Origin of the sequence: Acinetobacter calcoaceticus DSM 30006 = CIP 81.8 (assembly GCF_000368965.1) — a bacterium.
GTDB lineage: Bacteria > Pseudomonadota > Gammaproteobacteria > Pseudomonadales > Moraxellaceae > Acinetobacter > Acinetobacter calcoaceticus.
This window is the reverse complement of the sequence record NZ_KB849780.1, coordinates 457,259-483,499: the sequence shown is the minus strand read 5'-3', so window position 1 is coordinate 483,499 and position 26,241 is coordinate 457,259. Positions and strand designations below refer to the sequence as shown.

Below are 26,241 nucleotides of genomic sequence, written 5' to 3'. Positions count from 1 at the left end.
ACGATTAATGACAAAGGATATTTGAAATATTGCTAAAGAATACTCCCAGCAATTGCAGCAGACCTATGTAGATTGGCGCTATTAGAGTTTTTATTTTCGTTTAAGCTAAAACTCACCGCCTCTTTTGCATGAATGGTAGTCGTATCAAATAAAGGAACCGAGAATTTAAGCTCACCAATCAACATACAAATTTCGGTACAACCCAAGATAATTCCTTCTGCACCTTCAGTTATCAGCGCCTCTACAATAGTCTCGTATTTTTGCCTTGAATCTGGGTTTATTACACCTAAACAAAGTTCTTCATAAATAATACGATGTACTATCTTTCGGTCGGCTTCATTTGGAATTATCACGTCAATTCCATGCTCCTGTAATCGAGCTTTATAAAAATCTTGCTCCATTGTAAAAGCTGTTCCCAACAGTGCGACTTTACCAATGTCTTGACTCACAATTTCTTTTGCTGTCGCATCGGCAATGTGTATAAAAGGGACCGTAATAGCATCCTCAATCTGCGGTGCAATTTTATGCATGGTGTTGGTACACACTAAAATACACTCTGCCCCTGCTTTCTCTAAATTTAGCGCCTGCTCAGCTAAGTATGCGCCAGCTTCTTGCCATAAGCCTTTCGCTTGCAAGGTTGCGATTTCTTCAAAATCGACACTATTAATAATCACTTTAGCAGAATGCAATTTTCCTAATTTACCATGAACCATTTTATTAATTTGTTGATAATAAAGCGCTGTGGATTCCCAACTCATTCCGCCTAATAAGCCAATTGTTTTCATTATTTAAACTTCCTATTTATTCAAATGTAATCTATATCTCTTATGGGTAAAGTGCAGCTAGAATAAAATTGCTTTCTTAATACTAAAATTTGTGGAGCCCAGAGAAACTTCTAACTTAAATAGATCTAATAAAGGGTATTTCAAAAAGAAAAACCAGCCTCTAAACGTCAATCATAAAACATAAGAATTCACGCAAACTTCACGACCAGCTCTTTAATTTAATCTTATAAAGTTGGCTCGGATATAGATATGAAAATTATAACCACAGCCCTAGGGCTGATTACCTTGGTAGGTTTAACAGCGTGTAAAAGTGTGCCTAGTTACTCAAGTGACTATGGCAAAGCTGAACAAAAAATTAATGGAATAGCATTAAATGACGAGCAGGCGTTAGATATCGGCAATCGTTTTGTTGCCGCATTTAATACACTTGGCACCCCTTCTTTTATAAGCAATGCTGGCAATCTCTACGCTGATCAGCTTTATATTAACGATACACTCTCGCAGTTCTCTCAGAAAAAGGATCTGATCAAACATTTTGAAGGCATGAATGCCCGAGTAAGTAATGTCACTGTAAAACTCATTAGTGCAACTCACCATCAAGATACAGCCTACATCCATTGGTACATGACCTATGACTTTAAAATGCTAGGCCGCTCAAAAACCATGGCTTCTTATGGAATGAGTCAAATTAAGATTAATGAGCAACAAAAAATTATTTTCCAGCAAGATTATTGGGATCCGGCGAATGGCCTCTACCGTTCTTTACCAATCTTTGGAGGAGTCTATAAATGGATATTACCGTTCAAAAAAGTCGAGTCTTAATATTTCTGGGAATCTTGATCGTATCTCAAGCTAACGCGGCTGAACTGAAAAAATGTAGTTCAGCGCCTTTAATGATAACGAGTAAGAAAGTGGGAAATGTCAGTTACTTTGCTGAAGATTGCTTAAAAAATTGGCAGAGTCAAAGCATCAAAATGGACTTTAGCTATAATCGCGATATTCCAGAGTGGGCATTTAAGCGCGCAGCAACGCATTATTTAAAGAAAAATATTAGTGGATTTGATGCAAAATCTCCGCTTAATCATATTAATGAACTTTATAGACCCATCAAAAATGGAGATTTATATAGTTTGTATTACCAGCAGGAAAATCAAAAACTAGAACTAAAATTAAATCAGAAGCTACTCGGTTCTTTAAACAATCCGAATGCAAATCAATATTTTAAAATCTGGTTTGGTAGCGAACCATTTAATGCTAAATTAAAACAACAACTATTAAATTAATGGCTTAATAGAATCTTATGGGTAATCACTTTATCCTCATGGTTGAGGACCATTTTGAACTTGCAGCAACCGTCTGCGAATTTCTTGAAGTGCATGGTTATATCATCGATCATGCGCGTAATTTAGATGCTGCACGGACCTTTCTCAAATCGCAGCATTATCATCTTTTGCTCCTCGATATAAACTTACCCGATGGCTCAGGTTATGACCTATGCAACTGGCTCCGCACCGAACAAGGTGTTGATATTCCTGTCCTTATGCTGACAGCAAGAGATACTTTAGATGACAAACTTAAAGGCTTTACCGCTGGAACAGATGATTATTTAGTAAAACCCTTTGATTTTAATGAATTAGTGATGCGGATTCGTGCATTAATTAAAAGAGCAGCTGGCGAAGTCACTCATCATAAAATTCAGATTCATGATTTAATTCTTGATAGCGCAACCCAAACAGTTATTCGTGCAGGAAATAATATCGAATTGCCGCCTATTCAATTTAAATTATTAAAAATTTTGATGCGTCAGTCGCCAAAAGTGGTGACCAAACAAGAACTGATGATGGAGTTATGGGGCGATGAAGAACCTGAAAGTGATGCATTACGCAGTCACATATATAATTTAAGAAAAATGGTCGATAAACCTTTTGACCCTAAACTATTACATACAGTGGCGGGTGTCGGTTTAAAAATTGCTTTAGAAGGTTCTGCAAGTTAACTCAAATAGACCACAACAATTAAACCTGTTGCCTGTTCTAAGTCCAACTCAGGATGAGTAGCTAAATAGTACTGCCGATCAAACAACTCAACTCGCCATCCTAATTGTTTGCAAAGCTTTTGCACCAATTGCAAACCAATTCCGTGGCCTTTAACTTTTAAAGAAAGTTGGGAGTCACTGAGCTCTTGAACCTTAACATCGTTAGGTAAAGAAATTCCAATTCCATTATCTGCAATAATTAGGCTGTTTTTTTGTTGAATAATATCGATTTGTGAGCCTTGAGAATAGTTCAGTGCATTACGTAAAATATTGCTTAAAACCATTTTAGTCATAGAGGGATATAACCAGCGCGGCTGTTCAGAAAGGTCGGGTTGAATATAAATATGTATTCCCTTACTCTCACTCACTGCTTGTAAACTTTCGACTAAATCCTTCACAATTCTAGATAAAAAATTCTTCTCAGACGGTAAGCTTTTTACTGTATTACGTGCAATCGCCAGTAAGGTATCGACTAATAACTGCATATCCTCAATCGTATTATGAAGACGAACTAAGGCTTTATCATCTCCATATCTAGCCTGACAAAGTTGCACATTACCTTTCAAAATGGTTAGCGGAGTACGCAGCTCATGGCTCACATCTCCCGTAAATTCCCTTTCGCGTCGAATAAAATCACTTAAAACTTGATGATATTTTTCCAAAGCTTGTTTGAGATATTCTGCTTCCATATTGCCATTGGTATTAATATCTCTAAAAGGAGATGCTTGCGTGTCTTGATGTGCCCAATCGATATTTTCTAAAGCATTTGCCAAGCGTGTAATTGGGGAAAAATAGCGTCTGGCTTTTCGATTTGACCACCATAAAAAGCTATATAGCACAGACAAACTAAACATGAGCGGAGCCAGTCCAAATAGCCAGATCAGCTTATTGACATTGCTCTCGCCAAATACCAACAGAACATGTTGACCATTATGCTCACCATAAACTGTCATTCGCTCTTTACCATCAACGAATACTCGGTGCACCCCACTTTCTAAATGCATGCCCCGAAATGGTTGAGGTGCAATCTCTGTATTCCATCGATATCCATATAAATTTTTCGTATCCGGTAAATCTGCATTTGGGTCACGTTCTATGCGTAACCAGTAATGCTCCATTTCCTGCTCTAAAGCGGTTTTAAGTAAAGAGCCTTTAATGACCCATGCACTACAAGCCAACCCGACCACGATCGATAATGCAATCAGACCAATCTGCAACCAATAATATCGATTGAACATTTTGGCTAATGGATGACTAGATTTGCCATCATATCGAGTTCTTATCATATCTTTATCGCCGGGATAGGCTGTAGAAATTACAATGATCTCTTTCTAAATAAAAAGTGACCAATTACCCATTCTTGTCCTTGCTCAAAACCAAATAGCTCAGCACAAGCCATGAAGAAAATACGCCAACGTTGCCACCAAATATTGGCATCTTTTCCATAGATTTTTTTAAACAGAGGCTTCAATTCAACTTCTTGATTATCCATATTATCAAGCCAAGCATTTGCGGTTCTCATATAGTGCTCGCCAGACCACTGCCACTGTTGAGCCAATTCTAAATGCTCTTGAAAATGCAAAAAAGTTGACGTCGCAGGCATTAAACCGCCAGTAAAGAAATACTTGGACATCCAATCATAATCTGATTTTACTTCAAAAGGATAATGTAAAAAGCGATGGCAAAAAATATGACACCAAAGTAGCCCATCTGCCTTCAACCATCCCTGAATTTTCTCAAAAAGACGTTGATAGTTACGAACGTGTTCAAACATTTCAACCGATACAACCCGATCAAATTGATCTTGGTCTAATTCGAGCACATTCACATCACATGTGAGCACTTCAAGATTCGTTAAACCCTTCAACTTTGCTTGCCCAAGAATATGCTTTTTCTGGGTTGCAGAGTTTGAAACAGCTGTAATCTGTGAGCGCGGATAGTTTTCTGCCATCCACAAAGTTAGAGAACCCCATCCACAGCCTAGCTCTAAAATGTGTTGACCGTTTTTAAGTTGTGCTCTTTCACAGTAAAGCTGAAGTGCGAGCTCCTCTGCTTGATCTAAAGTTGTTGTTTTAGTCGGAAAATAGCAAGCACTATATTTGAGTCTTTTTCCAAGCACTGCCTGAAAAAACTCAGTCGGCAATTCATAGTGCTGCTCGTTTGCCTTATCCGTTTCAACGGCGATTTCGCTCCGTTTCAGCATATTAAGCACATCCATATAGCGCTGTGCCCCTTGTTCAGGGTCATAACGGCCTTCTTGAATTAAACGCTTTTTGCTTAAAGCACGGATTGCTGCCCGAATTGCATGATCTGGAATCACACCACTTTCAACAATTTTTAAAGACTGATGAACAATAAAATCCATATGCGCACCTATTTTTTGGGTTTTCGCGGAATAAACATTGATGTTTTTTGTTGATAATCAAGATAATTTTGACCGCGGCTTTTAATTGCTTGTTTTTCACTAAATGGAATACCCGTGACGTAGTATAAAAATAGCCACATCAGTAACGGATAAATCCACAATAAATACTGGCCCGCAGCTAAACCAATGATTGGATAGGCAAACCAGTGTAACCATTCAAAAAAATAATTTGGGTGCCGTGAATAACGCCATAAACCCTGATCCATCGTTTTGCCATGATGATCCGGATTTAATTTAAATCGATATAACTGCTGATCAGCGAGCTGCTCTCCAATAAAGGCAATCACCATGATGACAGCAGCAATCACTAAAGCGATTTTATATCCGCTACTCCATGTAGTTGCTTCTACATTGAGTAGCGTCCACATCGGAAAAAAGAACAAAAGTACCAAAAGGGTTTGAAAGATAAAAAATAATAAAAAGCCAACGTGCTGGAACTTTCCCATGGCTTGACGCATGTTCGCGTAACGACTATCTTCTTTTTGTTCAGATTGATAACGTCTTAATAGATGCCAAAATAATCTTAAAAACCATAAGCCGCTAAAAATACCGACAAAAAGTCGCACTTCAACTGGAGCAACTGAAATGAGTAAAGAAGACACAATAATGTTTACTGCCAGACAGAAACTCCATGCGGCATCTACAATTCCAGCTCGACCATTTGCTGTGGCAAGTAGCCAGCTCAGCAACATGATCATTAAATCTAGAATCAGTAAATTCCAAAACATGAGCAGTCTCCTTGCTTGATGTGTTTGAGTTAGTAACTGGTACTTTCAAACAACAAGTGAACATTGCTTATCACGCCTTCTTTAAAACCACCCTCGCAATAACATAAATAGAAATCCCACATGCGAATGAAGTTTTCATCGAAACCCAAAGCTAATACTTCCTCTCGTGCGATTAAAAACCGTGCTCGCCAGTGATGAATTGTTTTTGCATAACTTAAACCGATGTCATTTAAATGCTTTAACCTTAAACCGCTTTCAGAGGCGGTCTGAGTCAATACACTCACGCTAGGAATAAAGCTACCAGGGAAAATATAACGCTTAATATAATCGACTGTATTTAATGCTTTTTTATAACGGAAATCTTCAATGGTAATGGCTTGAATAAATGCCAAACCTTTCGGTTTTAACAGCGCTTTGCACTGATCAAAATATGTTGATAAATATTGCGCACCTACGGCCTCAACCATTTCAATTGAAACCAACTTATCGAACTTTCCTTCGAGCAAGCGGTAGTCTTTTAATTGCACATCAATTCGATGTGCCAACCCAGCTTCAGTTACACGAGTAACGGCTTCATCGTATTGAGCTTGTGAAATGGTAATGGTGGTCACTCTACAGCCATAATGTTGGGCTGCATAAATTGCAAAACCGCCCCAACCGCTTCCAATTTCAACCAAATGATCCATTGGTTTTAAATCTAACTTTTTACAGATGAGCTCTTTTTTATAATCAGACGCGTCTTCAAGTGACATGTTTTCACTTTCAAAAACGGCACTCGAATACATTAACGACGGGTCTAAAAATAATTTAAAAAAGTCATTACTTAAGTCATAGTGCTCAGCAATATTTTTACGGCTCCCGCTTATAGAGTTTTTTCTATTTTTATACCAACCCTTCAGAAAAAACTGGCTCGCCTGTGCAATAACATTCTGGTTAAACTGGTCTAATACATCTCGATTACGTGCCAGTATCTGAACCAACTCTACAAGTTGTTCGCTGCTCCAATCACCACGGATATAGCCTTCAGCTGCTCCTAAAACACCATTTTTTAAAATGAGATCCATCAGCAAAGGATTGCGAACATCAATCACAGCATGTAAGTCTGAAACCTCGCCAACCGTACCACTCCACGCGCCCTGAAAAGTGATCTGTCCATGACGTAGTTTGAGAAGACTCTTGAGCAGTAACGGTAGTGAGTCATCTTCACCATAAAGAAATGTTTTTATCATGTCTTATCTACCTTGATCTTTTTAGGATGACGATAAAATGGAACTTTTTTTCGCCATAACTTAAATGCCTCTAAATATATTGAAAACAACATTTTAAAAGGGGCTAGGCTGTTCATAAGAGCATATCGATACTGCTGTGAAGGAAATGTGATGGGCACAAGTTCAAACCGCATAGTTGCATCAAACACTTGTTTTTGTTCCTCAAAGAGCTGCATATGAATGACATTTTGCTGGTCTGAAAAACTAAATCGCCAGCGGTAAGTCAACTGCATGGGCATAAACGGCGAGACATGAAATGATTTTTCAAAGTTAAAATCAAAACTTTCATAACCGCCTACATGGGAGTGTTGATTCATACAGTCGTGTATGTAAACTTTTCGTTCATTCCAAGGTGTATTGGTGATTTCACTAAGAACAAAGAGCGGTTTTCCGGCTTTATTTAAAACAAAATAAAAGACGACCGAATTAAACCGAAAACCCAAACAACGAGGTAAAGCCAATACTCTGATTTGCCAGTCTGGCCTAATATGTAAGTTGTTATTTTGCAGTATCGCTTTTTCTACTTTTTCCTTTATAGACCCGTGATACATATTTAAAAAATCATTTTTGGATAGTTCTAAGACATTCCAATGATTGGTTGACCAAAGTGAGCAATCTTTTGCAATCTCATTTAATTGATCTGGATCGAACCATAAGTAATTTAAGGTCGATGTAAATTGATGCTGTTTGGGGCTATAGCGTCGATGACGAATAAGTGTAGGAGCTATAGCAAGTTTATTTAATAACATTTGAAAAGCTCCTTACCTATTTTAAAAGTGTAAAATTTGCTCTACAACACGTGCTGCACTGCGGGCACCATCCTCATGGAAACCCCAGCCCCAATACGCTCCACAAAATGAAGTTCTGTTTTGTCCGTTAATTTCTTGCCAACGAGATTGAGTTTGAATCGCTTTTGTATCAAATACAGGATGACGATATTGGCGTTCAACCAAGATGTCTTCGGCTTTAATTTTCATATTCGGATTTAAAGTAGAAAAAACTTGAGTATTGCAGGGTAAATTCTGCAAATTATTCATCCAGTAGGTAAAACCATAATGTATGTCGGACTCATTGCTTTGAACTTGTGATGTTGGCGTTACATGTACATGCCAACTTGCCCACTGCAAACGACTTTTAGGCATAATTGAAGTGTCACGGTGAACCACCATGTGATTATCTTGATAGCTAAATTGACTTAGTATTTCTCGTTCAAGCGATGAAGCATCTTTAATTAAACTTAGGCTATCGTCCGCATGGCTTGCGAAAATCACCCAGTCATATTCGGCTTGCCCTTCAGTCGTTTCGATAAACACGGTTTCTTGTGAACGGCTCACACCTTTTACTTCTGCAAATTTCCACTCAATGGATGGACAGTTTTGTTGAATAGCATGTATATAACTTGCTGAACCGTGTTTGACTGTTTGCCATTGTGGCCGCTCTTTTAGCTGTAGCATGCGGTGATGCTGAAAAAAGCTCACGACAAATCGATATGGAATTTTCCCTACCTGCTCAACCGGAGCCGACCATAATGCCCCGCACATCGGATAAAGATGCTCATAACGGAACTCATGGCTATATTTGTGTAGGTCTAAATAGTCTTCAATAGATAAATTAGAGTCAAAATCTGCTACATCAATATTTTTATTATCATCATAAAAACGCAGCAAATCTGAGAGCATTTGTAGAAATTTACGGTTTAGAAAGTTCTGCGGACGGGCAAAGAGCGACCATTTTTTTGAGGGGTTATATTGAAGCCCACTGACCAGATTATTCACCGAAAAACTCATGTCGCTGCTTTGAGTTTCAACTCCCAAATTTTTAAGCATGTCGGTAAATAAGGGATAGTTGTAGTCATTAAACACAATAAAACCACTATCTACCGAAACTTTAGAACCCTCTATATCCAGCTGATGAGTGTCAGTATGACCACCAAAATAGTTATTTTTTTCATATACGGTAACTTGATGTTGTTCTGACAATTTCCATGCAGCATAAAGTCCCGATATTCCCGAACCCACAATGGCAATTTTCATAACACTTCCCCATTTTCAATTTTTTCTATCGGTAGATCTTTAATCTTTTTATATTGATAAACCTTCGCTGGTACTGGCTTTAGTCCCCACACCAAACCAAATAAAGACATTAGTCTGAGCACATAAAAGGTGATATCAATCTGCCACCAATAAAAACCTTGACGCACACTACCCGCGTAAAAGTGATGGTTGTTGTGCCATCCCTCACCTAAGGTAATTAAAGAAAGTAAAAAGTTATTACGGCTGTCATCTGGGGTATTAAACTCTCGTGAACCATAACGATGCGCGAGTGAGTTAATACATAAGGTTGCATGCGTTAAGAGAACGGTAGAAATCACAAATCCCCACACCAAAAGCTGTAAGCCATTAGTTCCCAACTCAGGGAAATGTTGCGCAAGCCACGAACCAAAACCATAAATTGCCAAAGCTGTAAAAATCACAATAGGCAAATTAAATCGATCCAGCCAAATCAGCTCAGGATATTTCAACCAGTCTTTAATCACTTTTTTTCGAATAGCAAAATTCTGCTCATTCAAAAACCAGCCTACATGCGAATACCAAAAGCCTGCTTTCGCTGAATGTGGGTCCTGATCGGTGTCGGTAAAGTGATGGTGATAACGGTGATGCGCTGCCCACCATAACGGTCCACGCTGTGCACTCATGGTTCCGATCAGTATAAAAATGAACTGGACAATACGTGATGTTTGAAAAGTTTTATGTGAAAGATAGCGGTGAAAAAAAGCAGTAATTGCAAACATGCGAAGACAGTAAAACCCCAGCATGAAGACAACTGCAAACCAAGATACGCCCACCCAAAACACAGCTAAACAAGCGATATGCAATAAAATAAAAGGAATTATTCTTAACCATTGAATTTTCTTTTCAATGACATATTCGCTAGAAGTACCCACTTGCGCATTTTCTGAATCTGACCAGCTATCGATCCAGCGCAGAAAAAATTTAGACATTGATTCTTCCTGATCTAAAGCATTTCTTTTGGTTCTAATTTAGAAAATGCGCAATGAATTTTATGTGAAGTTCATACGATTACGAGATAAATATAAGAATCTACATAACCAGCAACGTCACTATTTAGACTGTGTTGTCTTAACAAGTTTAGAAACATCGTAGCCATAGCTTTTTGCGGTTTGTAGATAAGACTGATATGTCGCTTCATCAATTTGAGGACTACGAGAAAGAATCCATAAATATTTCTGGCTTGGGCCACCCACTAAAGCGACCTGATAATCTTGGTCAACTCTTAAAACCCAATAATCGCCTTTTGTAAAAGGAATCCATCTTAGGCCTGAAGGCAAAAAGCTCACTTTTAATTTACTGTTGCCTTCATTTTGCGAATAGGCCACACCTTCAGATGAAATCATTTTGCCATCTTTGTTAGTACAACTATTTAAAACACCAACGGTTTTGTCTGCGTTAATGGAATAGTTTGCAGTTGTATTGGCTACACAATTACGCTGAAAAAACATAGGTAAATGCGCAATCTCATACCACTTACCTGCGTATTTATTAATATCAATAGAATCAACAGCCACTGGTTTCGTATTTGTGTCAGCAAAGGTACTCAAAGGAAGCGTTAAGCTAACCGCTGCAAGACTGCTGCTGATGACAAGTGACTTAAATAATAATTTCATAACGACCCTCTTCTATTTATTTCATATGTTTAAACATACGCCAGAGGGTTGTGAACAAAGTGTGAATTTTAAAAATTAAAGAACATTAATAAGGATTTAATTGTATTTCTTTGGAGCATCTGCAATTGGAAAATCAAGCTCAAAACATACGCCATCGAGCGTGTTATAAACCCGATATAGGCCATGATGTAGATCCATAATTGAAGCGACAATCGATAACCCTAATCCACCTGTCTGGTTCTCATCACTTCGACTTGAGTGGCATTGGTAAAATCTTTCAAAGACATATTCGAGTTGATGGTCAGCAATTGAAATACCACCTGTTACAACAGTCAGGCTGACCCATTGCCTATGCTTAATCATCTTATGTTTAGTGGCGATATAAATAGTTCGCTTGTCACCACCATGTACCAACGCATTTAAAACAAGGTTGTAGACTGCTCTTTGAAATAACTCAGGATCTGCAAATAACTTTTGGGCTTCTAAGTTGAAACTAAAATGACACTCTTGTTCCTCGGCCTGATATTCAAAAATCTGGCATAGCCCATCTATAACATCTTGGACCTTTATTTCTTGTTTGTTTACAAGAACCATTTTCTGATCGGCTCTTGCTAAAAAAAGCATGCTATCAATCATGCGTTTTAATCTGTGGTAATCATCCAAATGAGACACCAACAAATCTTCATATTGCTCAACTGAGCGTTCGCCAGTTAAAGCAATCTCGGTTTGCCCAATCAGATTATTTAAAGGCGTACGGAACTCATGAGCAATATCCTCTGAAAAGCGGTTGAGCTGCGTATAACCCTTTTCAATCCGTTCTAGCATGTGGTTAATATCTTTTGAAAGTAGCTCAACTTCTAAAGGTGAATTTAAGAGATTTAATCTTTTCTGGAGCTGATTTACGTTAATAGAATGGGTTTGCTTGCGAAGTTGTTGTAGCGACCTTAAACCTAGGTGACACGCTAAAATGCAAAGCACAAAGATTGCAAACACTCCTCCTACCACATACATCAAGAGACTTTCTTGAAAAGGTAAAAGAATATTGATGCGTTCTGACCATTGTTTACCTGCAATGAGCAGATAAGGCTCCTGATTAATTTTTATGGTTTTCCATGCAATTCGCGTTGGATATGGGTTGTTGGCTAAGTCTTGAAATTGAAGACTGTTGCGCTGTGCAAGTTGAGGTAACTGAATATGGAGCGGATTAATATTAATTAAAGCTTTGTCTTTATGGATGAGCAAAAACAAGTTGTCTTGGTTGCCAAGCATGTTTTGATACAGCTTAGGTCGCGCAATAATTTGCTCTACATTTTCGCTATCTTGTAGCAAAATTTCCAAGCGATTAATTCTGTCTGCTAAAGCTTTATCTTGCTGCTTTAATAAAATTTGGTTAATACCTAAATAGGTCATAAAGCCGACTGAACACAAAATTAAGGCAGAACAGAGCGTGACCAGTAATGTAATACGGACTTCAAGAGAACGCAGAAATTTAAAGTTCATAAGCTAACCGAAATTTTATAGCCCAAGCCACGGATGGTATGAATGAGTTTTAATTCATATCCTTCATCAATTTTGCTTCGTAAACGGCGTACAGCGACATCAATAAAGTTGGTATCGGTATCAAAGTTAATATTCCAAACTTCGGAGCCAATTTGCCTGCGCGTCACGATTTGCTCTTTGTTAAGCAACAGGTAACGCAACAAATTAAATTCGGTTTTGCTCAGCTCAATTAAGTTGCCATTACGCCATACTTTATGACCGACCAAATCCATTTTTAAATCACTAATAGACAGCTCATTTTCTTGCAGATATTGCTGTCTTCTTAACAAGCTTTTAATACGTGCTAACAATTCAATATAAGAAAAAGGTTTAGCCAAGTAATCATCTGCACCCAACTCCAACCCTTTGACTCTATCCATTACCTGATCTTTTGCCGTTAAGAAAATAACCGGAATTTTTGAAAACTGGCGTAGTACTTGTAATACGCTCCAACCGTCTATGTCAGGCAACATGACGTCAAGAATAAGCAAGTCATATTGATCTCTCTTTAGCATTTCCAAACCTTGAAGCCCTAAATGAACGCACTCCGCTTGATATCCAGACTCTTTTAATCCTTTGACCAAATAAGTGGCTATCTTGATCTCGTCTTCAATAATAAGGATACGCATTTTGTAGAAACTCATTTGAAAGATGACAACTTTGTAATGTGATTGTCACGCTTGAAGTTAAGCAATTTGTTTAAGATTTTCAAAGCGACATAGAGGCAATCATTATGAAAAAATTGAACTGGCTGATGTTAGCAGCCGTGCTATTCGGTAATAGTACTTTTGCACAGCCCCCTGCTTTGAATCAAGTTTATTCGTTAGATCTAAAAACTGCCCATCTGTTAGCCGATAGTGCGAAAGAGGCATGTAAAAAAATAAATCAAAACATAGCAGTCGTTGTTGTAGATCGCGGCGGTAATCCTTTAACTGCCGAACGGCATGAGCTGGTGGGTCCGCATAATTTAATGGCTGCCGAGAAAAAAGCCTATACCGCGTTATCTACCAAAACATCGACCTTGATTTTAAGCCAAAATAGTAATCAAAACCCCGATGCAAAAAATTTAACTACCATAGCAAATTTACTTTTGTTAGGTGGCGGCGTACCTGTTCATTTTGAGAACCAAGTGATCGGAGCGATTGGTGTTGCAGGTGCTGGCGGCGCACAAAATGACAATCAATGTGCAAGCAAAGCCATTGAAACCATTTTTCATTCATAAGGAACTTCATCATGCCTAAATCATTTATTGCTTTATCTTCGCTATTTATTGCTTCGGCTACATTTGCACAAACTAATCCGCTAAGTGTGCATGTGTTAAATCTAGAAACGGGGTTGCCTTCTTCTCAGGTTGAAGTCGTTTTAGAAAAAAATACCAATAACCAGTGGGTTAAACTCAACCAGCAAGTGACCGATTCAAATGGTCGTATTACTGCGCTCTATCCAGAAAATAAAAAACTAGAGCAAGGGGTTTATAAAGTTACCTTTAAAACTGAAGACTGGTTCAAAAAGAATAAACAACAAACTTTTTTTGCCGAAGTACCCGTTATTTTTAAAGTGGATGGAAGCGTAAATCACTACCATATTCCTCTACTGCTTAGCCCTTATGGCTATTCAACCTATCGAGGTAATTAAAAGAAAAACCCCTTTATCTGTTTTGCACAAATAAAGGGGTTAATTCAAAGCGATTTGGTTTACGAACAAACCCCATTGCTAATCACCGATTTTTTATTTGAATCCAGCGCCACAATTGAAGAAGAAACCGTATTAATAATTTGAGTCATCGCCTCACTTGACGCACTCACAATTGCTTCCATTTTTTTAGCTTTTTGATCAATCGGCTGCTTAAAAGCAATTCGACAATTTAACTGAGATCCAGCATTAGTAATGACTTTTGCATTAGCTGACTCTAATTGAGTAGGCGGTATTTGACGCTTCACCACCCAAGATACAGCAATATTAATATAGCTTTTATCTACAATATCAAAATGAGAAAAGTCTGTAGAAACTCGATATAAAGGCTGATTGTTTCCAGCAAGCCCACTGCTATAACTGTCAATTGCCCCTAGCTTTTGTTGTAAACCCGCAGACAAGGTATCGCGTAATTGCGTACCCATGGTTGATGTCCAACGCTCATTGTTTAGCACCGTAGACTTACCACTACTGTCTTGGAGCACTAAAGGCGCACGGTCTAATCGGTCTGGAATCCCGACTGGCAACACCTCAATCACCTGCACAGTTGAGCTGGTGACCGGAGTGACTTTAGGTGTAAGCGTATAGTAGTTTGGCGTTGGTGAACTCGAACATGCTGTCATAGCAACTGCCGTTAAAAACAAGCCACTCCCAAGCAGCCATTTGGCTGCTTTAGGATGTTGAAAAGATAGATGGTTTTTATTTTTCATCATCGGTCTCTGGTGTCTTACCACGAATAATTGATTCAGGGTGTTGTTCAATATAGTCTGACATTAACTGTAAAGAGGCAGCGGCACGTGTCATTTGCTGCAATGCTTTGCGTACGTCTTGTTGCAACGGCGCATCGCTCGACAAAATAGACTCAGATGACCTTACAGTTTTACGAACATCGTCTAAAGTTGCTTGTAAACCAGGTGCAACTTTGCCATCTAACTGCTTAACCAGCTTGTCGGTAGACTCAATCGCTGTGTTCATATTGTTAAGCGTTTTACGCACATCTTGCCCAATTTCAACTAACGGGAATTTCGTTAACTTGTCTGCAATCTGAGAAACTTGTGCTTGTAAGCCACTCAGTTCGGTTGGTGTAGTTGGAATCACCACACGGTTATCACCTAGAATCTGTAATGTGGCTGGTTTGGCTTTAGGGAACTTGTCTAAAGCAATATAGTTTTGTCCAGTAAGGAGGTTCCCTGTTCGCATTTGAGCACGCCATCCATGTTCAATAAAATCTTTAAAAATTTCACTGTTCGGGTTAAGTGCTTGACCATTTTCAACTCGTGAAGGATAGATGACTGCCTCAACACGCATACGAATCTGTTTATAGTGGTCATAAAACTCGGCATTTATTGATTTAACATTACCAATTTCAATACCCATGAAATCAATTGGTGCACCGACCGTAAGCCCACGTAATGAATGATCAAAGTACATAATCACACCGCGTGGTTGACCATCAGGTTCTTTTAATGCTTCACCTTTTGAATCCCAAAGATTAAAACGACTCTGATTCGCTGCCATCGTGGCATGTGAACTTTCAGGGTAACCAAAAGCAATCCCCCCTGCGACAATACTTGCCAGCGATTGAGTATCTAAATTAAAGCCTGAAGCATTTAAGGTCACATCAATCCCACTCGCCTGCCAAAAACGTGCATCGGTGGTTACAAACTTGTCATACGGCGCGCGGATAAACGTTTGTAGTTCAACATTTTTACCGTCATCAGACAATTTATAGGCTGTAATTTGCCCTACATTAATTCGACGATAATAAATTGGAGAACCTATATCTAACGAACCAAGATCATCTGCATTTAAGAAAAATACTTTTCCAGGAACATCTGAAGATATGACCGGTGGTACTTCTAAACCAGTAAATTCAAACTTATCCTCTTCTGATTTTCCACCATCCACTTCAATATATGAACCTGACAATAAGGTGTCTATTCCTGAAACTCCACCTGTCCCAATACGTGGTCGCACAACCCAAAATCGTGAATCTTTTGCTGCAAAGTTACTCGCACCTTTGCGCAAATCAATTCTGGCAATAACGTGTGAACGATCATCTGAAAGATCAATCTGCCGTACCACACCAATATCCACCTGTTTATAACGGACTGTTGTTTTACCAGCGACTAACCCTTCAGCCGTTCTAAAAGACACATCAATTGTAGGGCCATGAGACAGTAGCGCTTTTACAGCTAATGACAGCGCGATTAAAAGCGCGATCAATGGAATAAGCCAAATTAATAAAGGCTTCCACCGACTCTTCTTTTCTTGAGGCTCTGGTAAATCATTCATGTTATCCAGTTCAACATCTGTATCACGATGATCTGAGTTACCAGTGGTTATTTCATTTTCAGACATACTCATTGTTCTTTTATTGACTGGGATTAATAGAATCATTACTCAACGGCGGATGTTCTGCCTGAATAATCGTTGTTTTTTCAGAAGCAACAGAAGACGGTTTGTTTGTATTTTGGGATGCATAAAAATTATCCCAAATAATACGTGGGTCAAAACTTAAGGATGCGAACATGGTTAACACCACAACAGCACCAAAAGCAATCGAACCTGGCCCTGCTAAAATCGTAGCAAGGGATTGAATCTGAATGAGGGCTGTTAAAAGTGCCACCACAAAAACATCAATCATTGACCAGCGCCCAATAAACTCAACAATTCGATATAATTTAACGCATTGCTCCGGTAAAAATTTCCAACCTGCCGATTTCTGTAGATATACAGCAAATAATAAAAAATACAAAATCAGCAGCTTCAACATGGGAATAAAAATACTGGCCATGAAAATAACGACTGAAACCAGATAGTCTCCACTTTGCCAGAAGTAAATTACCCCACTCATGATCGTATCTTGCTGGCTGCCTAAAAGTGAGTCAGTCACCGTCATTGGAAGTACATTAGCTGGAATATAGAGAATTGTTGCAGCAACTACCAAAGCAAAAGTTCGATTTAAACTCGCTGGTTTACGTGAATGCAGCACGCTATTACACCGAATACAACGTAAAACTTGATGGCTTTTATCTCGTCGTCTTTTTTCATTTTGAGCAGAATTTACGACCCCACAGCAATGACACACAATTAATGAGAGATCTTTGGCTCGTGGATATTGCTTAAGTACCGATCCGTGTTGCGAGCTTTTTGCTTGGGTCACATTTTTTATTGTTTTCATGGCAGTGACCTATCAATTTCGTTCCATATATCACTTACCTTTATAGAAGTAATATAGACCAACAATACACTTAAGATCGCAAATGCCCATAAAGCAATCTCGGGAATCACCAAGACCATTCCAACTAACTTTACAAGCGTGACCAAAATTCCGATTAAGAATACCTCAACCATTCCCCACACTCTCATAAAGAAAAGTGTGCGTAAGGCCATCACCAAAAACGTTGGCCTCTTTTTCAATATACTCACTGTACCGAGCACATAGCTAAGTAATAAAAGATAGGAAAGCGGCACAATAAAAGTGGTAATTAAGATGAGTACACCAACGAATGCCCGATCAAAGTGAAACATCACCCAGACGGCCCCCAGTAAAGTAGTCTCAGATGTATTTCCTTGTAATTCAATTTTTACGATGGGAAAGCTATTGGCAAGAATAAATACAATTAAGGCAGTTAAAATCAAAGCTAACAATGTTGAAAAAGGTTTGGTGTGCCGATAGAGTTCTGCGCCACAGCAAACACAATAAGCCCTTTTTCCATAAGCAAGCGGAGCTCTACGATAGACTGTATCGCACTCCTCACAACCTGCTAATTCTTTAAGCTTCATAGTGATACTCTGAAATTTATAATTTGTATTACATCCTTCAACGAGCTTGTTTTACCTAAAACAATGACTCCTAACACGCAAATATCATTCCAAAAATTTAACTTATAGCATTGGTATATCAACATTCAAGTTAAGAAAGATAGAAGAAAAATGAAAATTTTGATTATTTTACCGCTACCCAAAATAATTTATAGAGAATCTCTTTGCTACCAAGTTAAATGAAAATACAAATTAAACCAAAGACTATCTAATTAAATTCAACTTTTTAGACAGAAAAATTATTGAAGATGCTGTTCAATATATTTTTGAAATTGCTGAACAATATAACCAGATTCTAATTTTGAACTAGAATAAAGTCCAAACGATAAAGATTTAAGTTGAGGTAATTCAGCACTTTTTAAGATCTTGATATCTGAAGGTATTTGAAACAATGATCTTAAACTGATTCCAATGCCTGCGCGTACAGCAGGCCACAAAGCTTGAACAGAATTGCACTCATAGGCAATGTGCCATTCCAAGCCCTTCTCTTCAAGCGCCTGAATTGCCATTTGTCTTAGAATACAAGGCTGCTGTAATACCACGAGCGGAATAGAAGCTTTATTTTCAAGAATCTGCTGGATGTGTGGATGAGAACAAAATAACCACTCTGTTTCTACATTCTGCAATTCATAAAAATTTTCACGGGCTTCATCTTGTTGCCAGATGAGTGCCAAATCCAGCTCTTGTTTTTGTACTTTTTCTAATAAATTAAGATTTCGATCGACCTGAATTTGAAACTGCACTTTAGGATATTGCAACATGAACTGAGCAATTAATTGTTGTAGCGTACCTTCAGCAAAATCTTCTTGTAATCCAAAGCGAATAACCCCTGTCGCTTGAGTCAGGTGAAGTTGTAAAAGTACCCTGTCATTCATTGCCAACACAGTTTTTGCATGACTAAATAATAATTCACCGCTCGGTGTTAACTCTAACAATCTTCCGTTTTTTCTTAATAATTGGCACCCAGTCTGCTGCTCTAATTTTTTTAATTGAGCACTAATCGCAGCCGGAGAACGACATAAGTTTTGAGCAGCCAAATAAAAACTGCCTAGCTCTATACCTTTTACAAATGCCCGTAAGGCATCTAAGTCAAGGTTAGTGGGTACTTTCACATAATCATTCATAAAAACTGAACTATAGGTTCAAAAAGTTTTGATTTTTTAAAATATAACAAACTGCCATAGTCACTACAACATCCCCCAACCCAGAGTTTTAAGATGTTTAGAAAAATTGATATCAACAATTTAGAAACTGTCGCTCCCAAACTTTATGAGCTCGGCAAGGATTATTTGTTTGCAGATATCTGGCAAAGACCAATCCTTGATACTCAAACACGCTGTTTTATTACAATCTCGGCGCTCATTTTGCAGGGTCGCTATTCACAGCTTGAATGGCATATCAAAAATGCCCTAAGCCAAGGGATCTCTAAGGAACAAATTATTGAGGTTACTACCCATCTTGCTTTCTATGCAGGACTGCCCACCGCTATTTCAGCACTTGAACATATGCCAGAGGAGATATGGTCATGCCCATGATTCGTTTTACAACCAGCTATCCATATACCGATTTAGAAAAAGCGCAAATATCTAAAGTTGTGCAATCTTGTATGGAAAACTATTTCGATACGCCTAAAAATGATTGTTTTCATATTTTTGAGCAAATACCGCAAGAACAGGTTTTTGTTGATCCTGATTATTGGGTTAAAACCGCACGTACTGAAAAGTTCATCTTACTTTATATCACCTCAGGCAAGCCCCGAACGGCACAACAAAAATCAGATTTAATGCTGCATGTTACAGCACAGCTTAAACAGAATTTTGATGTTCCAGAACAAGATGTCATGTTTGTGATTGTGCAAAATAGTGCAGAAGATTGGTGCTTTGGTCATGCACAACGTGCTGATCTTTATTTGAAAAGCTTGAATTCACCATAAATAAATACAAGCCCAATGCATTATTTTAGTGAGATATTTAAATTAAGATCTAAAAAAAGCTCCTTAAATAAGGAGCTTTTCATTCGCCGATTCTTAATTAACCATAGTTAAAAAATAGTTTAATAATCTATCTCGATCATCTACCTGATTTTCCCCTAAAAGCTGAACCATAGCGCCATCAACCACGAATAAAAACAGGTGAGCATCTTCAATTGAAGCTGTAACTTTTAGTGTTAAAAGTAGTTTATAAATTTCATCAATGAGCCAATTTCGATAGTCAATTACAACCTTATAAGCGGTTGGATAAAGCTTTTCAATTTCAAAAATCGCTTTAAATGGCAAATGGTAAAAGCCCTCTAGATCTGCATGTAAATAGAAAATTTTCTTGAGCTTATCAAACAACATGAGTTCACGATATGAATGGATAATTGAAAACACCTCGTCTTTTAATGCATCTTTTTGAAAAGTTAGGCTCATCTCGATGAGCTTTTCTTTAGAGTGAAAATCATTATAAAAAGTGGATTTGGAAATTCTGGCTTCAGCAATAATTCGGTCGACACCTACATTATGAAAACCATGTTGATTAAATAGATCTCTTGCCGCGTGGAGCACTCTTAATGCTCTAAATGAATTTTCTAAATTTGGCATAAACATTCTGCTTAAAGATAATTTTTTGTTGTATATAAGAGAGATAGAAAGGCCTTCACTCTTAAAATGAGTGCTAAAAACAGGCATGCGAAAGCTGCACACAAAGGATGCGCCAACCTATCTCAAGCTTTATTGTTGATATGATTTTTTAGTCGTAACGATCTAAAGGCTAAACCTATAAATGTTTAAACCGTTTTAAAGACCAGTTGAGCGGTATGGATAGAGAGAGCTTGGCAAAGGCCAAAAAATAAGAAGAAATAGTACGCATGGCGGACTCCTAGATGAAATAGAAGTTCTACCGAATTACTGTCAAATAATTATGGTGGCAGAACGAAGGTGGGTTGACAGACCAGTCATCTAGGAACCGGCACGCACAAGGCGTCCCACCTCCGTCCTACCGCTACGAAGGGGGGACGAACGAGTTCGCCACCAAAAAATTACTTTCTTGGTGCCCTAGATGAAAAACAGCCTGTCAAAGCCGGCTGACAATGTAGGTCAGCAGGCAAAGGATAATCGGCAGGGTTTAGAGTGTCAATGTGATATTGGCTAGAAATTGGTTAAATAATTATTGTTTTTCATTTAATTAGATACTTTAACTAATCATTAATTAAGCTGAATGATAGTTCTGCTAAACATTTAAAAAAATTTATTTTAAGATGCATATTTAACTGTATTTTTTATTTATTACAAGGCAGCATATTGCTGATTTTGATGGTTTTAAATAAATGGTAGCAGAGCAAAAGAGGGTTGACAGACTGGTTAGACTCCAGCACGCACAAGGCGTCCCTCTTCTGCCCTACCATAACGAATATGAATTATATACATTTTAAAGTTTTAGAGTACCTCCATGAAAAATATTAATATCTTCAAATTTATAAACCTTGTGCTAGCCTTTTTATGGATCTATCAGGGTCTCGTTCCGAAATTTCTATTTCTTAATTCTGATGAAATTTTTGTGTGGCAATGGGTAGGACTATCTCTTGAACATGCAAAACTTGCAGGCCATGCGAGTGGTATTGCTGAAATGATTTTTGGTTTATGTTTTCTATTTACTGCACATAAATATATTCATTATTTAAGTATTTTGGGTTTGCTTGGACTGCTTCTTTTAATTGGTTTTTTAATACCCTCTACCCTGATCTTGCCCTACAACCCTATCGTAATGAATCTTTCAATGATAAGTTTATCTATTGTCTATCTCATCTTATTAAGTGAGCAAAATTAACTTACAGCCATTCATTTAACTATTTTTAAAGATTTTATATAGAGAGTGCAATGAGTTTACCCAAAACCGAAGTTTGCAGTGTGGTCATTACAGGCAGTACAAAAGGTATTGGTTTAGCCCTTGCCCATGCTTTTTTAGATCTTGGATGTTCTGTTGTCATTGCTGGACGTAACCCTGAGCATCTTAAACAGGCTCTTTCTCATTTAGAAACTCATTTCAATAAAGAAAAATTCATTGGCCTGTGTTGCGATGTGACTCAAATTTCTGATGTGCAAACCCTATGGGATGGTGCAATTGAGCGCTTCGGGCAAGTCGATGTGTGGATTAATAATGCAGGAAGCTGTCATCCAACCAAAGACTTTGTTGACCTTCAACCTGATGAATTAAACGCAGCCGTTTCAACTAATATTCTAGGCACAATGTTGGGGTCGCAAGTGGCTTTACAGGGAATGCTTAAACAAAGTTATGGTCAAATCTTTAATATGGAAGGCTGGGGAAGCAACGGCGAATGGAGTGCAGGCATGACGCCTTATGCAACCACAAAACGAGCTGTAAGTTATTTCAGTAAAGCACTTTATAAAGAAACAAAATCGACAGCTATTTTAACTGGCACACTCAGCCCGGGCATGGTCGCAACCGACCTGTTAGTTTCTTCTTGGACCAATGGCAACATCCAAAACTGGAAAAAGATGAAACGGTTATTTTTCTTTGTGATTGATCCGCCAGAAATTGTTTGTGCTTATTTAGCAAAACAAATTATTCAAAATAAAAAAGCCAACCGACGCATCGCGTGGATCACGCCGTGGAAGCTTTTCCTTAGATTTTTGCAGCATTATTACTGGCGTAGAAACCCAGTTAAAGGCACAGCTTTAGAGCATTTGTAGTCGGGCTTATAATGTGACTAAAAATCTAATCTCACTCAGTTAAGATGGTTTGATTGATAGGCGCATCAGGTTTATTGTTCAGTAAAAGTTCTTCTAAAGAGCGCTTCTACTGAACTCTTTACCCATCAAGAATCGTTATCTGAGCTACCTTCTTTATTTAAAATCCGCCCTTCCCGTTTTGGTCGAATCAATGGTGCTGTTGGTCGGGGATGCGTATGTGTATATTGCATACCTACTCCCGCATTTACATCATCTGCTGCAATTTCAGTTTCAAAGCGCTCATTATCAAGATCTCGAATTTCCTCAGTAATTCTTTCTACTTCGTCTTCATCCACACCAAGTTCTTGTAAAATAACTCCTCCAAACTTAATCGCAGATTCAAACGTTTCACGGATCATGAAGTCTACTTTTTGTTTGACTAAATGCAGTGAGTGCTCGCGGTCATATGAACGGACTAATAATTTCGCCAAAGGAAATTCATGTGTGACGAGTTCTACAATTCTATTGGTTGTCTCTTTACTGTCTACACACACCACAATCGCTTGTGCTGTTGCAGCACCAGAAGCATGTAGAATATCTAAGCGGCAGCCATCGCCATAATAAATTTTAAAACCAAATTTTTCAGCGTTTCGAATCATATCCGTATTATTATCAATAATGGTGACATCTACCCCTCTTGCCAATAATAGTTGACTGGTGACCTGTCCAAAGCGCCCAAATCCAATCATTAAAACGCTACCGCTTAAACCCTCGGCAATATTGACGTTTTCTAATGAAACATTCGCTTTAAATTGAGTAAACCGTTTAAAAATAATACCGACAATTGGAGTCAACACCATTGAAAGCACAACAATAGCGGTAAGATTAGATTTAATTGTACCATCAATGACTTGGGCACTTAATGCAGCAGAGAAAAGTACAAAGGCAAACTCTCCGCCCTGAGCCATGAGTAAGGCTCGGTCCAACGCTTCAGTATGAGGGCTTTTCGTTATTCGGGCGACAATATAAATCATGAGAGCTTTGGCAAGCATGAGGGCAATTACACCACTGACAATGAGCTGCCAGTTTTGAGCAACCACTGATAAATCCAATGACATGCCAACCCCAAGGAAAAACAGGCCTAACAAGATTCCTCGGAATGGTTCAATATCAGCTTCAATTTGATGTCTAAACGTTGATTCAGATAAAAGCACGCCAGCTAAGAAAGCTCCCATCGCCATAGACAAACCGCTGACTTGCATGAGCAACGCTGCACCCAACACAACCAATAATGCTGCGGCAGTCATCACTTCTCGGGCTTTAGCAGCAGCCAAGAGTCTAAATAATGGGTTAAGTAACCAATAACCTGCCGCAATAAGACCTGCAATTGCGATTAAACCAATGCCTATATTTTCTAAACGTACAGACGTGCTTTCGACAACATGATTAGGTGCCATAAAAGCAACAATAGCGAGCAATGGTACAATCAGTAAATCTTCAAATAATAAGATGGCTACAATTTTTTGTCCGCGAGGTTGAGTCAAGTCACCCCGATCGCCCAATAACTGCATCACAATAGCAGTCGACGTTAATACAAATCCTGCTGCACCAATAAAAGCAACTTGCCACGTAAAACCAAATAACAGCCCGACGCCAGTCAAAGCCAGTGCGCAAATGATGATCTGTAGTGTGCCAAGGCCAAAAATCTCGCGTCTAAGGCTCCATAAATGTGACGGCTGCATTTCCAAACCAATCAGAAATAGGTACATCACAATTCCCAACTCGGCAATATGTAAAATTGCGGTGGAATCTTGGAAAAAAGCGAAACCGAATGGGCCAATAATCAGACCTGCAATTAAATAACCTAATACTGAACCTAAACCAATACGTTTAAAAATAGGAACTGCAATTACAGCCGCTGCCAATAAAACCACAGGGGCAACCAAGCTAATTGAATGTGCTTCTGAGCTCATACATTTCTCATTTTATTTATCTGCAATTTATTCTATGTGAAACTATGTTTAAGGGCGATTATTACTTTTGAGAAAAAGCATCCTAAAAATAAAATGACTTAAATCACCCGAAAATAAAAATTGAGCCTATATGTATGAATGAAATATCTCTTTATCTTAATATTCATAAATAAGCACTCGTAAAAAAAGCCCTGACGGGCTTTTTTTTATTAAACAACGAATTTCAACATGAGCTGAATGACTGTCGCATTAATTAAGTCGACAAAGAATGCACCACAAAGCGGAACAATTAAAAATGCCTTATGCGATGGTCCATACATGTTAGTAATCGCCTGCATATTTGCAACGGCTGTTGGCGTTGCACCCATACCAAAACCACAATGCCCTGCTGACAACACCGCTGCATCATAGTTTTTACCCATAACACGGAAGGTCACAAAAGCAGCATATAACGCCATCGTAATGGTTTGAGCACCTAAAATCACCACAAGTGGCCCAGCCAAATCTGCAAGTTGCCAAAGCTTTAATGAAAGCAATGCCATTGCTAAATAAAGTGATAATGATGCATTACCAAAAACATCAATCGCACGGTCAAAAATATCAATTTTCAACACGCTTTCTAAGATATTTCTTAGAATTACACCGCCACCCAATGCCCAAACGAAGGTTGGTAACTCAAACCAAGTACCTTTACTAAAGCCTGTCATAAATTCAGCAAATGCCAAACACGCTGCAAACATACCTAGCGTAGTAATTGCATTATCGGCAGTAATTAAACGTACTTGATGTGGGTTTTCAAATGGTGCAAGGTCATCCGAATTTTGTTCAACATGACCATCACGCTGTTGGATTTCAGCATTAGTTTTTGGTTGAGCAAGGCTATAACGATTGATAAGCAATTTTGCTAATGGGCCACCAATCACACCACCAATAATTAAACCAAAAGTCGCACTCGCCATTCCTAAAGCTAGAGCACCCTGAATACCATGCTGAGTTTCTAAAATTTCACCCCAAGCTCCGGCTGTACCGTGACCACCTGTTAAGGTAATTGAACCCGCAATTAAGCCAATGAGTGGGTCAAGACCAAGCAACGTCGCAAGACTCATGCCCACCGCATTTTGCACAACAATAAAAGACGCTACACAGACTAAGAAGATAACCAAAGCCATACCGCCTTCTTTAAGCTTCATAAAATTGGCACTTAAACCAATAGAAGCAAAGAATACGAGCATAAAGCTGGTTTGTAATTCGCTACTAAAAACAATGCTATATCCCCATATGGTATGGACAAGTAGCGAGACGACCGCAGCAACTAAACCACCTGCTACAGGTTCGGGAATATTATAGCGTTTTAAAAAATCAATCCGATTGACAAGAAAGCGGCCCAACAATAGAACGATGACCGCCGAAATTAGTGTATAAAAACCATTAAAAACAAATTCCATATATACTACTTTCTAATTACATTCCTAACGGATTGTAAAATAATTATATTTTATTTTTTAATATGTAAAGAAAACACAAACAAACTTTACAAAATTACCCTACCATTAAATCTCAACCATTCTTAAGAAAAACTTAAATTTTTAAATATTTTATACAAAATCACCCAAC

28 protein-coding genes are annotated in these 26,241 nt (G+C 38.4%); 9 read left to right on the top strand and 19 right to left on the bottom strand.

Features of this window, described 5'->3' with window-relative positions:
* Nucleotides 1–32: 32 nt before the first annotated feature.
* Nucleotides 33–785, bottom strand: a complete 753-nt coding sequence (locus F936_RS07225) for an aspartate/glutamate racemase family protein (RefSeq protein WP_005046236.1) — start codon at nucleotides 783–785, stop codon at nucleotides 33–35.
* 249 nt (nucleotides 786–1,034) lie between these two features.
* Here F936_RS07225 and F936_RS07220 point away from each other — a divergent pair, with 249 nt between their 5' ends.
* From F936_RS07220 to F936_RS07210, 3 genes are read left to right on the top strand one after another with little or no spacing between them, the layout of a single operon-like run.
* On the top strand, nucleotides 1,035–1,607 hold the full coding sequence (locus F936_RS07220) for a nuclear transport factor 2 family protein (protein WP_005046234.1): 573 nt from the start codon (nucleotides 1,035–1,037) through the stop codon (nucleotides 1,605–1,607).
* Nucleotides 1,574–2,068: a chalcone isomerase family protein gene (locus F936_RS07215; protein ID WP_005046231.1), complete on the top strand. Its 495-nt coding sequence runs from the start codon at nucleotides 1,574–1,576 to the stop codon at nucleotides 2,066–2,068. Before F936_RS07220 ends, F936_RS07215 begins: the two co-directional genes overlap by 34 nt.
* 17 nt (nucleotides 2,069–2,085) lie before the next feature.
* Nucleotides 2,086–2,781, top strand: coding sequence for a response regulator transcription factor (locus F936_RS07210; RefSeq protein WP_005046230.1), 696 nt, complete (start codon nucleotides 2,086–2,088; stop codon nucleotides 2,779–2,781).
* On the opposite strand, the gene F936_RS07205 is transcribed toward F936_RS07210, so the two are convergent.
* The 10 genes from F936_RS07205 to F936_RS07160 form a co-directional block, all read right to left on the bottom strand.
* Nucleotides 2,778–4,106, bottom strand: coding sequence for a sensor histidine kinase (locus tag F936_RS07205; RefSeq protein WP_005046229.1), 1,329 nt, complete (start codon nucleotides 4,104–4,106; stop codon nucleotides 2,778–2,780). The two genes, F936_RS07210 and F936_RS07205, sit on opposite strands and share 4 nt — an antisense overlap.
* Nucleotides 4,107–4,135: 29 nt before the next feature.
* Nucleotides 4,136–5,185, bottom strand: a complete 1,050-nt coding sequence (locus F936_RS07200) for an SAM-dependent methyltransferase (protein ID WP_005046228.1) — start codon at nucleotides 5,183–5,185, stop codon at nucleotides 4,136–4,138.
* Between the two features lie 8 nt (nucleotides 5,186–5,193).
* Nucleotides 5,194–5,973 (bottom strand): DUF1295 domain-containing protein, encoded by a 780-nt coding sequence (locus F936_RS07195; protein ID WP_005046227.1) that lies wholly within the window; start codon nucleotides 5,971–5,973, stop codon nucleotides 5,194–5,196.
* 29 nt (nucleotides 5,974–6,002) lie between these two features.
* Nucleotides 6,003–7,202 carry an SAM-dependent methyltransferase gene (locus F936_RS07190; protein ID WP_005046225.1) on the bottom strand — a complete coding sequence of 400 codons (1,200 nt, stop codon included), beginning with the start codon at nucleotides 7,200–7,202 and terminating at the stop codon, nucleotides 6,003–6,005.
* Nucleotides 7,199–7,990: a DUF1365 domain-containing protein gene (locus F936_RS07185; RefSeq protein ID WP_005046224.1), complete on the bottom strand. Its 792-nt coding sequence runs from the start codon at nucleotides 7,988–7,990 to the stop codon at nucleotides 7,199–7,201. The genes F936_RS07190 and F936_RS07185 overlap by 4 nt, the downstream gene beginning before the upstream one ends.
* A 21-nt stretch (nucleotides 7,991–8,011) precedes the next feature.
* Entirely contained in the window at nucleotides 8,012–9,274 is a 1,263-nt protein-coding gene (locus tag F936_RS07180) for an NAD(P)/FAD-dependent oxidoreductase (RefSeq protein ID WP_005046223.1), read from the bottom strand.
* Nucleotides 9,271–10,242, bottom strand: coding sequence for an acyl-CoA desaturase (locus F936_RS07175; protein ID WP_005046222.1), 972 nt, complete (start codon nucleotides 10,240–10,242; stop codon nucleotides 9,271–9,273). The genes F936_RS07180 and F936_RS07175 overlap by 4 nt, the downstream gene beginning before the upstream one ends.
* Before the next feature lie 120 nt (nucleotides 10,243–10,362).
* The gene (locus F936_RS07170; protein WP_005046221.1) at nucleotides 10,363–10,926 is read right to left on the bottom strand and encodes a lipocalin family protein; all 564 of its coding nucleotides are present in this window, start codon (nucleotides 10,924–10,926) and stop codon (nucleotides 10,363–10,365) included.
* Between the two features lie 96 nt (nucleotides 10,927–11,022).
* The gene (locus F936_RS07165; RefSeq protein WP_005046220.1) at nucleotides 11,023–12,426 is read right to left on the bottom strand and encodes a heavy metal sensor histidine kinase; all 1,404 of its coding nucleotides are present in this window, start codon (nucleotides 12,424–12,426) and stop codon (nucleotides 11,023–11,025) included.
* On the bottom strand, nucleotides 12,423–13,094 hold the full coding sequence (locus F936_RS07160; RefSeq protein ID WP_005046218.1) for a heavy metal response regulator transcription factor: 672 nt from the start codon (nucleotides 13,092–13,094) through the stop codon (nucleotides 12,423–12,425). Before F936_RS07160 ends, F936_RS07165 begins: the two co-directional genes overlap by 4 nt.
* A 125-nt stretch (nucleotides 13,095–13,219) precedes the next feature.
* Between F936_RS07160 and F936_RS07155 the strand changes: the two genes are divergently transcribed.
* A complete protein-coding gene (locus F936_RS07155; protein WP_080595422.1) occupies nucleotides 13,220–13,687 on the top strand; it encodes a GlcG/HbpS family heme-binding protein in 468 nt (155 codons plus the stop codon).
* A gap of 11 nt (nucleotides 13,688–13,698) precedes the next feature.
* Nucleotides 13,699–14,100, top strand: a complete 402-nt coding sequence (uraH, locus tag F936_RS07150) for a hydroxyisourate hydrolase (protein ID WP_005046214.1) — start codon at nucleotides 13,699–13,701, stop codon at nucleotides 14,098–14,100.
* 59 nt (nucleotides 14,101–14,159) lie between these two features.
* Here the strand turns inward: uraH and F936_RS07145 are convergent, their stop codons facing one another.
* The 5 genes from F936_RS07145 to F936_RS07125 form a co-directional block, all read right to left on the bottom strand.
* A complete protein-coding gene (locus F936_RS07145; protein WP_005046211.1) occupies nucleotides 14,160–14,867 on the bottom strand; it encodes a PqiC family protein in 708 nt (235 codons plus the stop codon).
* Nucleotides 14,857–16,524 (bottom strand): PqiB family protein, encoded by a 1,668-nt coding sequence (locus tag F936_RS07140; RefSeq protein WP_026070287.1) that lies wholly within the window; start codon nucleotides 16,522–16,524, stop codon nucleotides 14,857–14,859. The genes F936_RS07145 and F936_RS07140 overlap by 11 nt, the downstream gene beginning before the upstream one ends.
* Nucleotides 16,525–16,531: 7 nt before the next feature.
* On the bottom strand, nucleotides 16,532–17,341 hold the full coding sequence (locus tag F936_RS07135) for a paraquat-inducible protein A (protein ID WP_005046208.1): 810 nt from the start codon (nucleotides 17,339–17,341) through the stop codon (nucleotides 16,532–16,534).
* Nucleotides 17,338–17,946: a paraquat-inducible protein A gene (locus F936_RS07130; RefSeq protein WP_004643393.1), complete on the bottom strand. Its 609-nt coding sequence runs from the start codon at nucleotides 17,944–17,946 to the stop codon at nucleotides 17,338–17,340. The genes F936_RS07135 and F936_RS07130 overlap by 4 nt, the downstream gene beginning before the upstream one ends.
* 278 nt (nucleotides 17,947–18,224) lie before the next feature.
* Nucleotides 18,225–19,109 (bottom strand): LysR substrate-binding domain-containing protein, encoded by an 885-nt coding sequence (locus F936_RS07125; protein ID WP_005046206.1) that lies wholly within the window; start codon nucleotides 19,107–19,109, stop codon nucleotides 18,225–18,227.
* 93 nt (nucleotides 19,110–19,202) lie between these two features.
* On the opposite strand from F936_RS07125, the gene F936_RS07120 reads away from it, so the two are divergent.
* Both F936_RS07120 and F936_RS07115 read left to right on the top strand, forming a co-directional pair.
* Nucleotides 19,203–19,520 (top strand): carboxymuconolactone decarboxylase family protein, encoded by a 318-nt coding sequence (locus F936_RS07120; protein WP_004643395.1) that lies wholly within the window; start codon nucleotides 19,203–19,205, stop codon nucleotides 19,518–19,520.
* On the top strand, nucleotides 19,511–19,918 hold the full coding sequence (locus tag F936_RS07115) for a tautomerase family protein (protein ID WP_005046204.1): 408 nt from the start codon (nucleotides 19,511–19,513) through the stop codon (nucleotides 19,916–19,918). Before F936_RS07120 ends, F936_RS07115 begins: the two co-directional genes overlap by 10 nt.
* Before the next feature lie 93 nt (nucleotides 19,919–20,011).
* On the opposite strand, the gene F936_RS07110 is transcribed toward F936_RS07115, so the two are convergent.
* The gene (locus F936_RS07110; protein WP_005046202.1) at nucleotides 20,012–20,566 is read right to left on the bottom strand and encodes a TetR/AcrR family transcriptional regulator; all 555 of its coding nucleotides are present in this window, start codon (nucleotides 20,564–20,566) and stop codon (nucleotides 20,012–20,014) included.
* 847 nt (nucleotides 20,567–21,413) lie between these two features.
* On the opposite strand from F936_RS07110, the gene F936_RS07105 reads away from it, so the two are divergent.
* Both F936_RS07105 and F936_RS07100 read left to right on the top strand, forming a co-directional pair.
* Nucleotides 21,414–21,791, top strand: a complete 378-nt coding sequence (locus tag F936_RS07105; protein ID WP_005046200.1) for a DoxX-like family protein — start codon at nucleotides 21,414–21,416, stop codon at nucleotides 21,789–21,791.
* A 50-nt stretch (nucleotides 21,792–21,841) separates the two neighbouring features.
* Nucleotides 21,842–22,675: an SDR family NAD(P)-dependent oxidoreductase gene (locus F936_RS07100; protein ID WP_005046196.1), complete on the top strand. Its 834-nt coding sequence runs from the start codon at nucleotides 21,842–21,844 to the stop codon at nucleotides 22,673–22,675.
* 125 nt (nucleotides 22,676–22,800) lie between these two features.
* On the opposite strand, the gene F936_RS07095 is transcribed toward F936_RS07100, so the two are convergent.
* Both F936_RS07095 and gltS read right to left on the bottom strand, forming a co-directional pair.
* Nucleotides 22,801–24,627 carry a monovalent cation:proton antiporter-2 (CPA2) family protein gene (locus F936_RS07095; RefSeq protein ID WP_005046193.1) on the bottom strand — a complete coding sequence of 609 codons (1,827 nt, stop codon included), beginning with the start codon at nucleotides 24,625–24,627 and terminating at the stop codon, nucleotides 22,801–22,803.
* A 209-nt stretch (nucleotides 24,628–24,836) separates the two neighbouring features.
* Nucleotides 24,837–26,072: a sodium/glutamate symporter gene (gene gltS / locus F936_RS07090; protein WP_003650798.1), complete on the bottom strand. Its 1,236-nt coding sequence runs from the start codon at nucleotides 26,070–26,072 to the stop codon at nucleotides 24,837–24,839.
* Nucleotides 26,073–26,241: the final 169 nt, after the last annotated feature.

Excerpts from the sequence above, each read along its gene's own strand:
- F936_RS07135 (WP_005046208.1), bottom strand. The coding sequence starts at position 17,341 with ATGAAAACAATAAAAAATGTGACCCAAGCAAAAAGCTCGCAACACGGA.
- F936_RS07105 (WP_005046200.1), top strand. The coding sequence starts at position 21,414 with ATGAAAAATATTAATATCTTCAAATTTATAAACCTTGTGCTAGCCTTT.
- uraH (WP_005046214.1), top strand. The coding sequence starts at position 13,699 with ATGCCTAAATCATTTATTGCTTTATCTTCGCTATTTATTGCTTCGGCT.
- F936_RS07225 (WP_005046236.1), bottom strand. The coding sequence starts at position 785 with ATGAAAACAATTGGCTTATTAGGCGGAATGAGTTGGGAATCCACAGCG.
- F936_RS07170 (WP_005046221.1), bottom strand. The coding sequence starts at position 10,926 with ATGAAATTATTATTTAAGTCACTTGTCATCAGCAGCAGTCTTGCAGCG.
- F936_RS07110 (WP_005046202.1), bottom strand. The coding sequence starts at position 20,566 with ATGCCAAATTTAGAAAATTCATTTAGAGCATTAAGAGTGCTCCACGCG.
- F936_RS07155 (WP_080595422.1), top strand. The coding sequence starts at position 13,220 with ATGTTAGCAGCCGTGCTATTCGGTAATAGTACTTTTGCACAGCCCCCT.
- F936_RS07190 (WP_005046225.1), bottom strand. The coding sequence starts at position 7,202 with ATGATAAAAACATTTCTTTATGGTGAAGATGACTCACTACCGTTACTG.
- F936_RS07140 (WP_026070287.1), bottom strand. The coding sequence starts at position 16,524 with ATGAGTATGTCTGAAAATGAAATAACCACTGGTAACTCAGATCATCGT.
- F936_RS07100 (WP_005046196.1), top strand. The coding sequence starts at position 21,842 with ATGAGTTTACCCAAAACCGAAGTTTGCAGTGTGGTCATTACAGGCAGT.
- F936_RS07095 (WP_005046193.1), bottom strand. The coding sequence starts at position 24,627 with ATGAGCTCAGAAGCACATTCAATTAGCTTGGTTGCCCCTGTGGTTTTA.
- F936_RS07145 (WP_005046211.1), bottom strand. The coding sequence starts at position 14,867 with ATGAAAAATAAAAACCATCTATCTTTTCAACATCCTAAAGCAGCCAAA.
- F936_RS07220 (WP_005046234.1), top strand. The coding sequence starts at position 1,035 with ATGAAAATTATAACCACAGCCCTAGGGCTGATTACCTTGGTAGGTTTA.
- F936_RS07200 (WP_005046228.1), bottom strand. The coding sequence starts at position 5,185 with ATGGATTTTATTGTTCATCAGTCTTTAAAAATTGTTGAAAGTGGTGTG.
- F936_RS07165 (WP_005046220.1), bottom strand. The coding sequence starts at position 12,426 with ATGAACTTTAAATTTCTGCGTTCTCTTGAAGTCCGTATTACATTACTG.
- F936_RS07180 (WP_005046223.1), bottom strand. The coding sequence starts at position 9,274 with ATGAAAATTGCCATTGTGGGTTCGGGAATATCGGGACTTTATGCTGCA.
- F936_RS07175 (WP_005046222.1), bottom strand. The coding sequence starts at position 10,242 with ATGTCTAAATTTTTTCTGCGCTGGATCGATAGCTGGTCAGATTCAGAA.
- F936_RS07115 (WP_005046204.1), top strand. The coding sequence starts at position 19,511 with ATGCCCATGATTCGTTTTACAACCAGCTATCCATATACCGATTTAGAA.
- F936_RS07215 (WP_005046231.1), top strand. The coding sequence starts at position 1,574 with ATGGATATTACCGTTCAAAAAAGTCGAGTCTTAATATTTCTGGGAATC.
- F936_RS07120 (WP_004643395.1), top strand. The coding sequence starts at position 19,203 with ATGTTTAGAAAAATTGATATCAACAATTTAGAAACTGTCGCTCCCAAA.
- F936_RS07160 (WP_005046218.1), bottom strand. The coding sequence starts at position 13,094 with ATGCGTATCCTTATTATTGAAGACGAGATCAAGATAGCCACTTATTTG.
- F936_RS07130 (WP_004643393.1), bottom strand. The coding sequence starts at position 17,946 with ATGAAGCTTAAAGAATTAGCAGGTTGTGAGGAGTGCGATACAGTCTAT.
- F936_RS07205 (WP_005046229.1), bottom strand. The coding sequence starts at position 4,106 with ATGATAAGAACTCGATATGATGGCAAATCTAGTCATCCATTAGCCAAA.
- F936_RS07185 (WP_005046224.1), bottom strand. The coding sequence starts at position 7,990 with ATGTTATTAAATAAACTTGCTATAGCTCCTACACTTATTCGTCATCGA.
- F936_RS07125 (WP_005046206.1), bottom strand. The coding sequence starts at position 19,109 with ATGAATGATTATGTGAAAGTACCCACTAACCTTGACTTAGATGCCTTA.
- F936_RS07210 (WP_005046230.1), top strand. The coding sequence starts at position 2,086 with ATGGGTAATCACTTTATCCTCATGGTTGAGGACCATTTTGAACTTGCA.
- gltS (WP_003650798.1), bottom strand. The coding sequence starts at position 26,072 with ATGGAATTTGTTTTTAATGGTTTTTATACACTAATTTCGGCGGTCATC.
- F936_RS07195 (WP_005046227.1), bottom strand. The coding sequence starts at position 5,973 with ATGTTTTGGAATTTACTGATTCTAGATTTAATGATCATGTTGCTGAGC.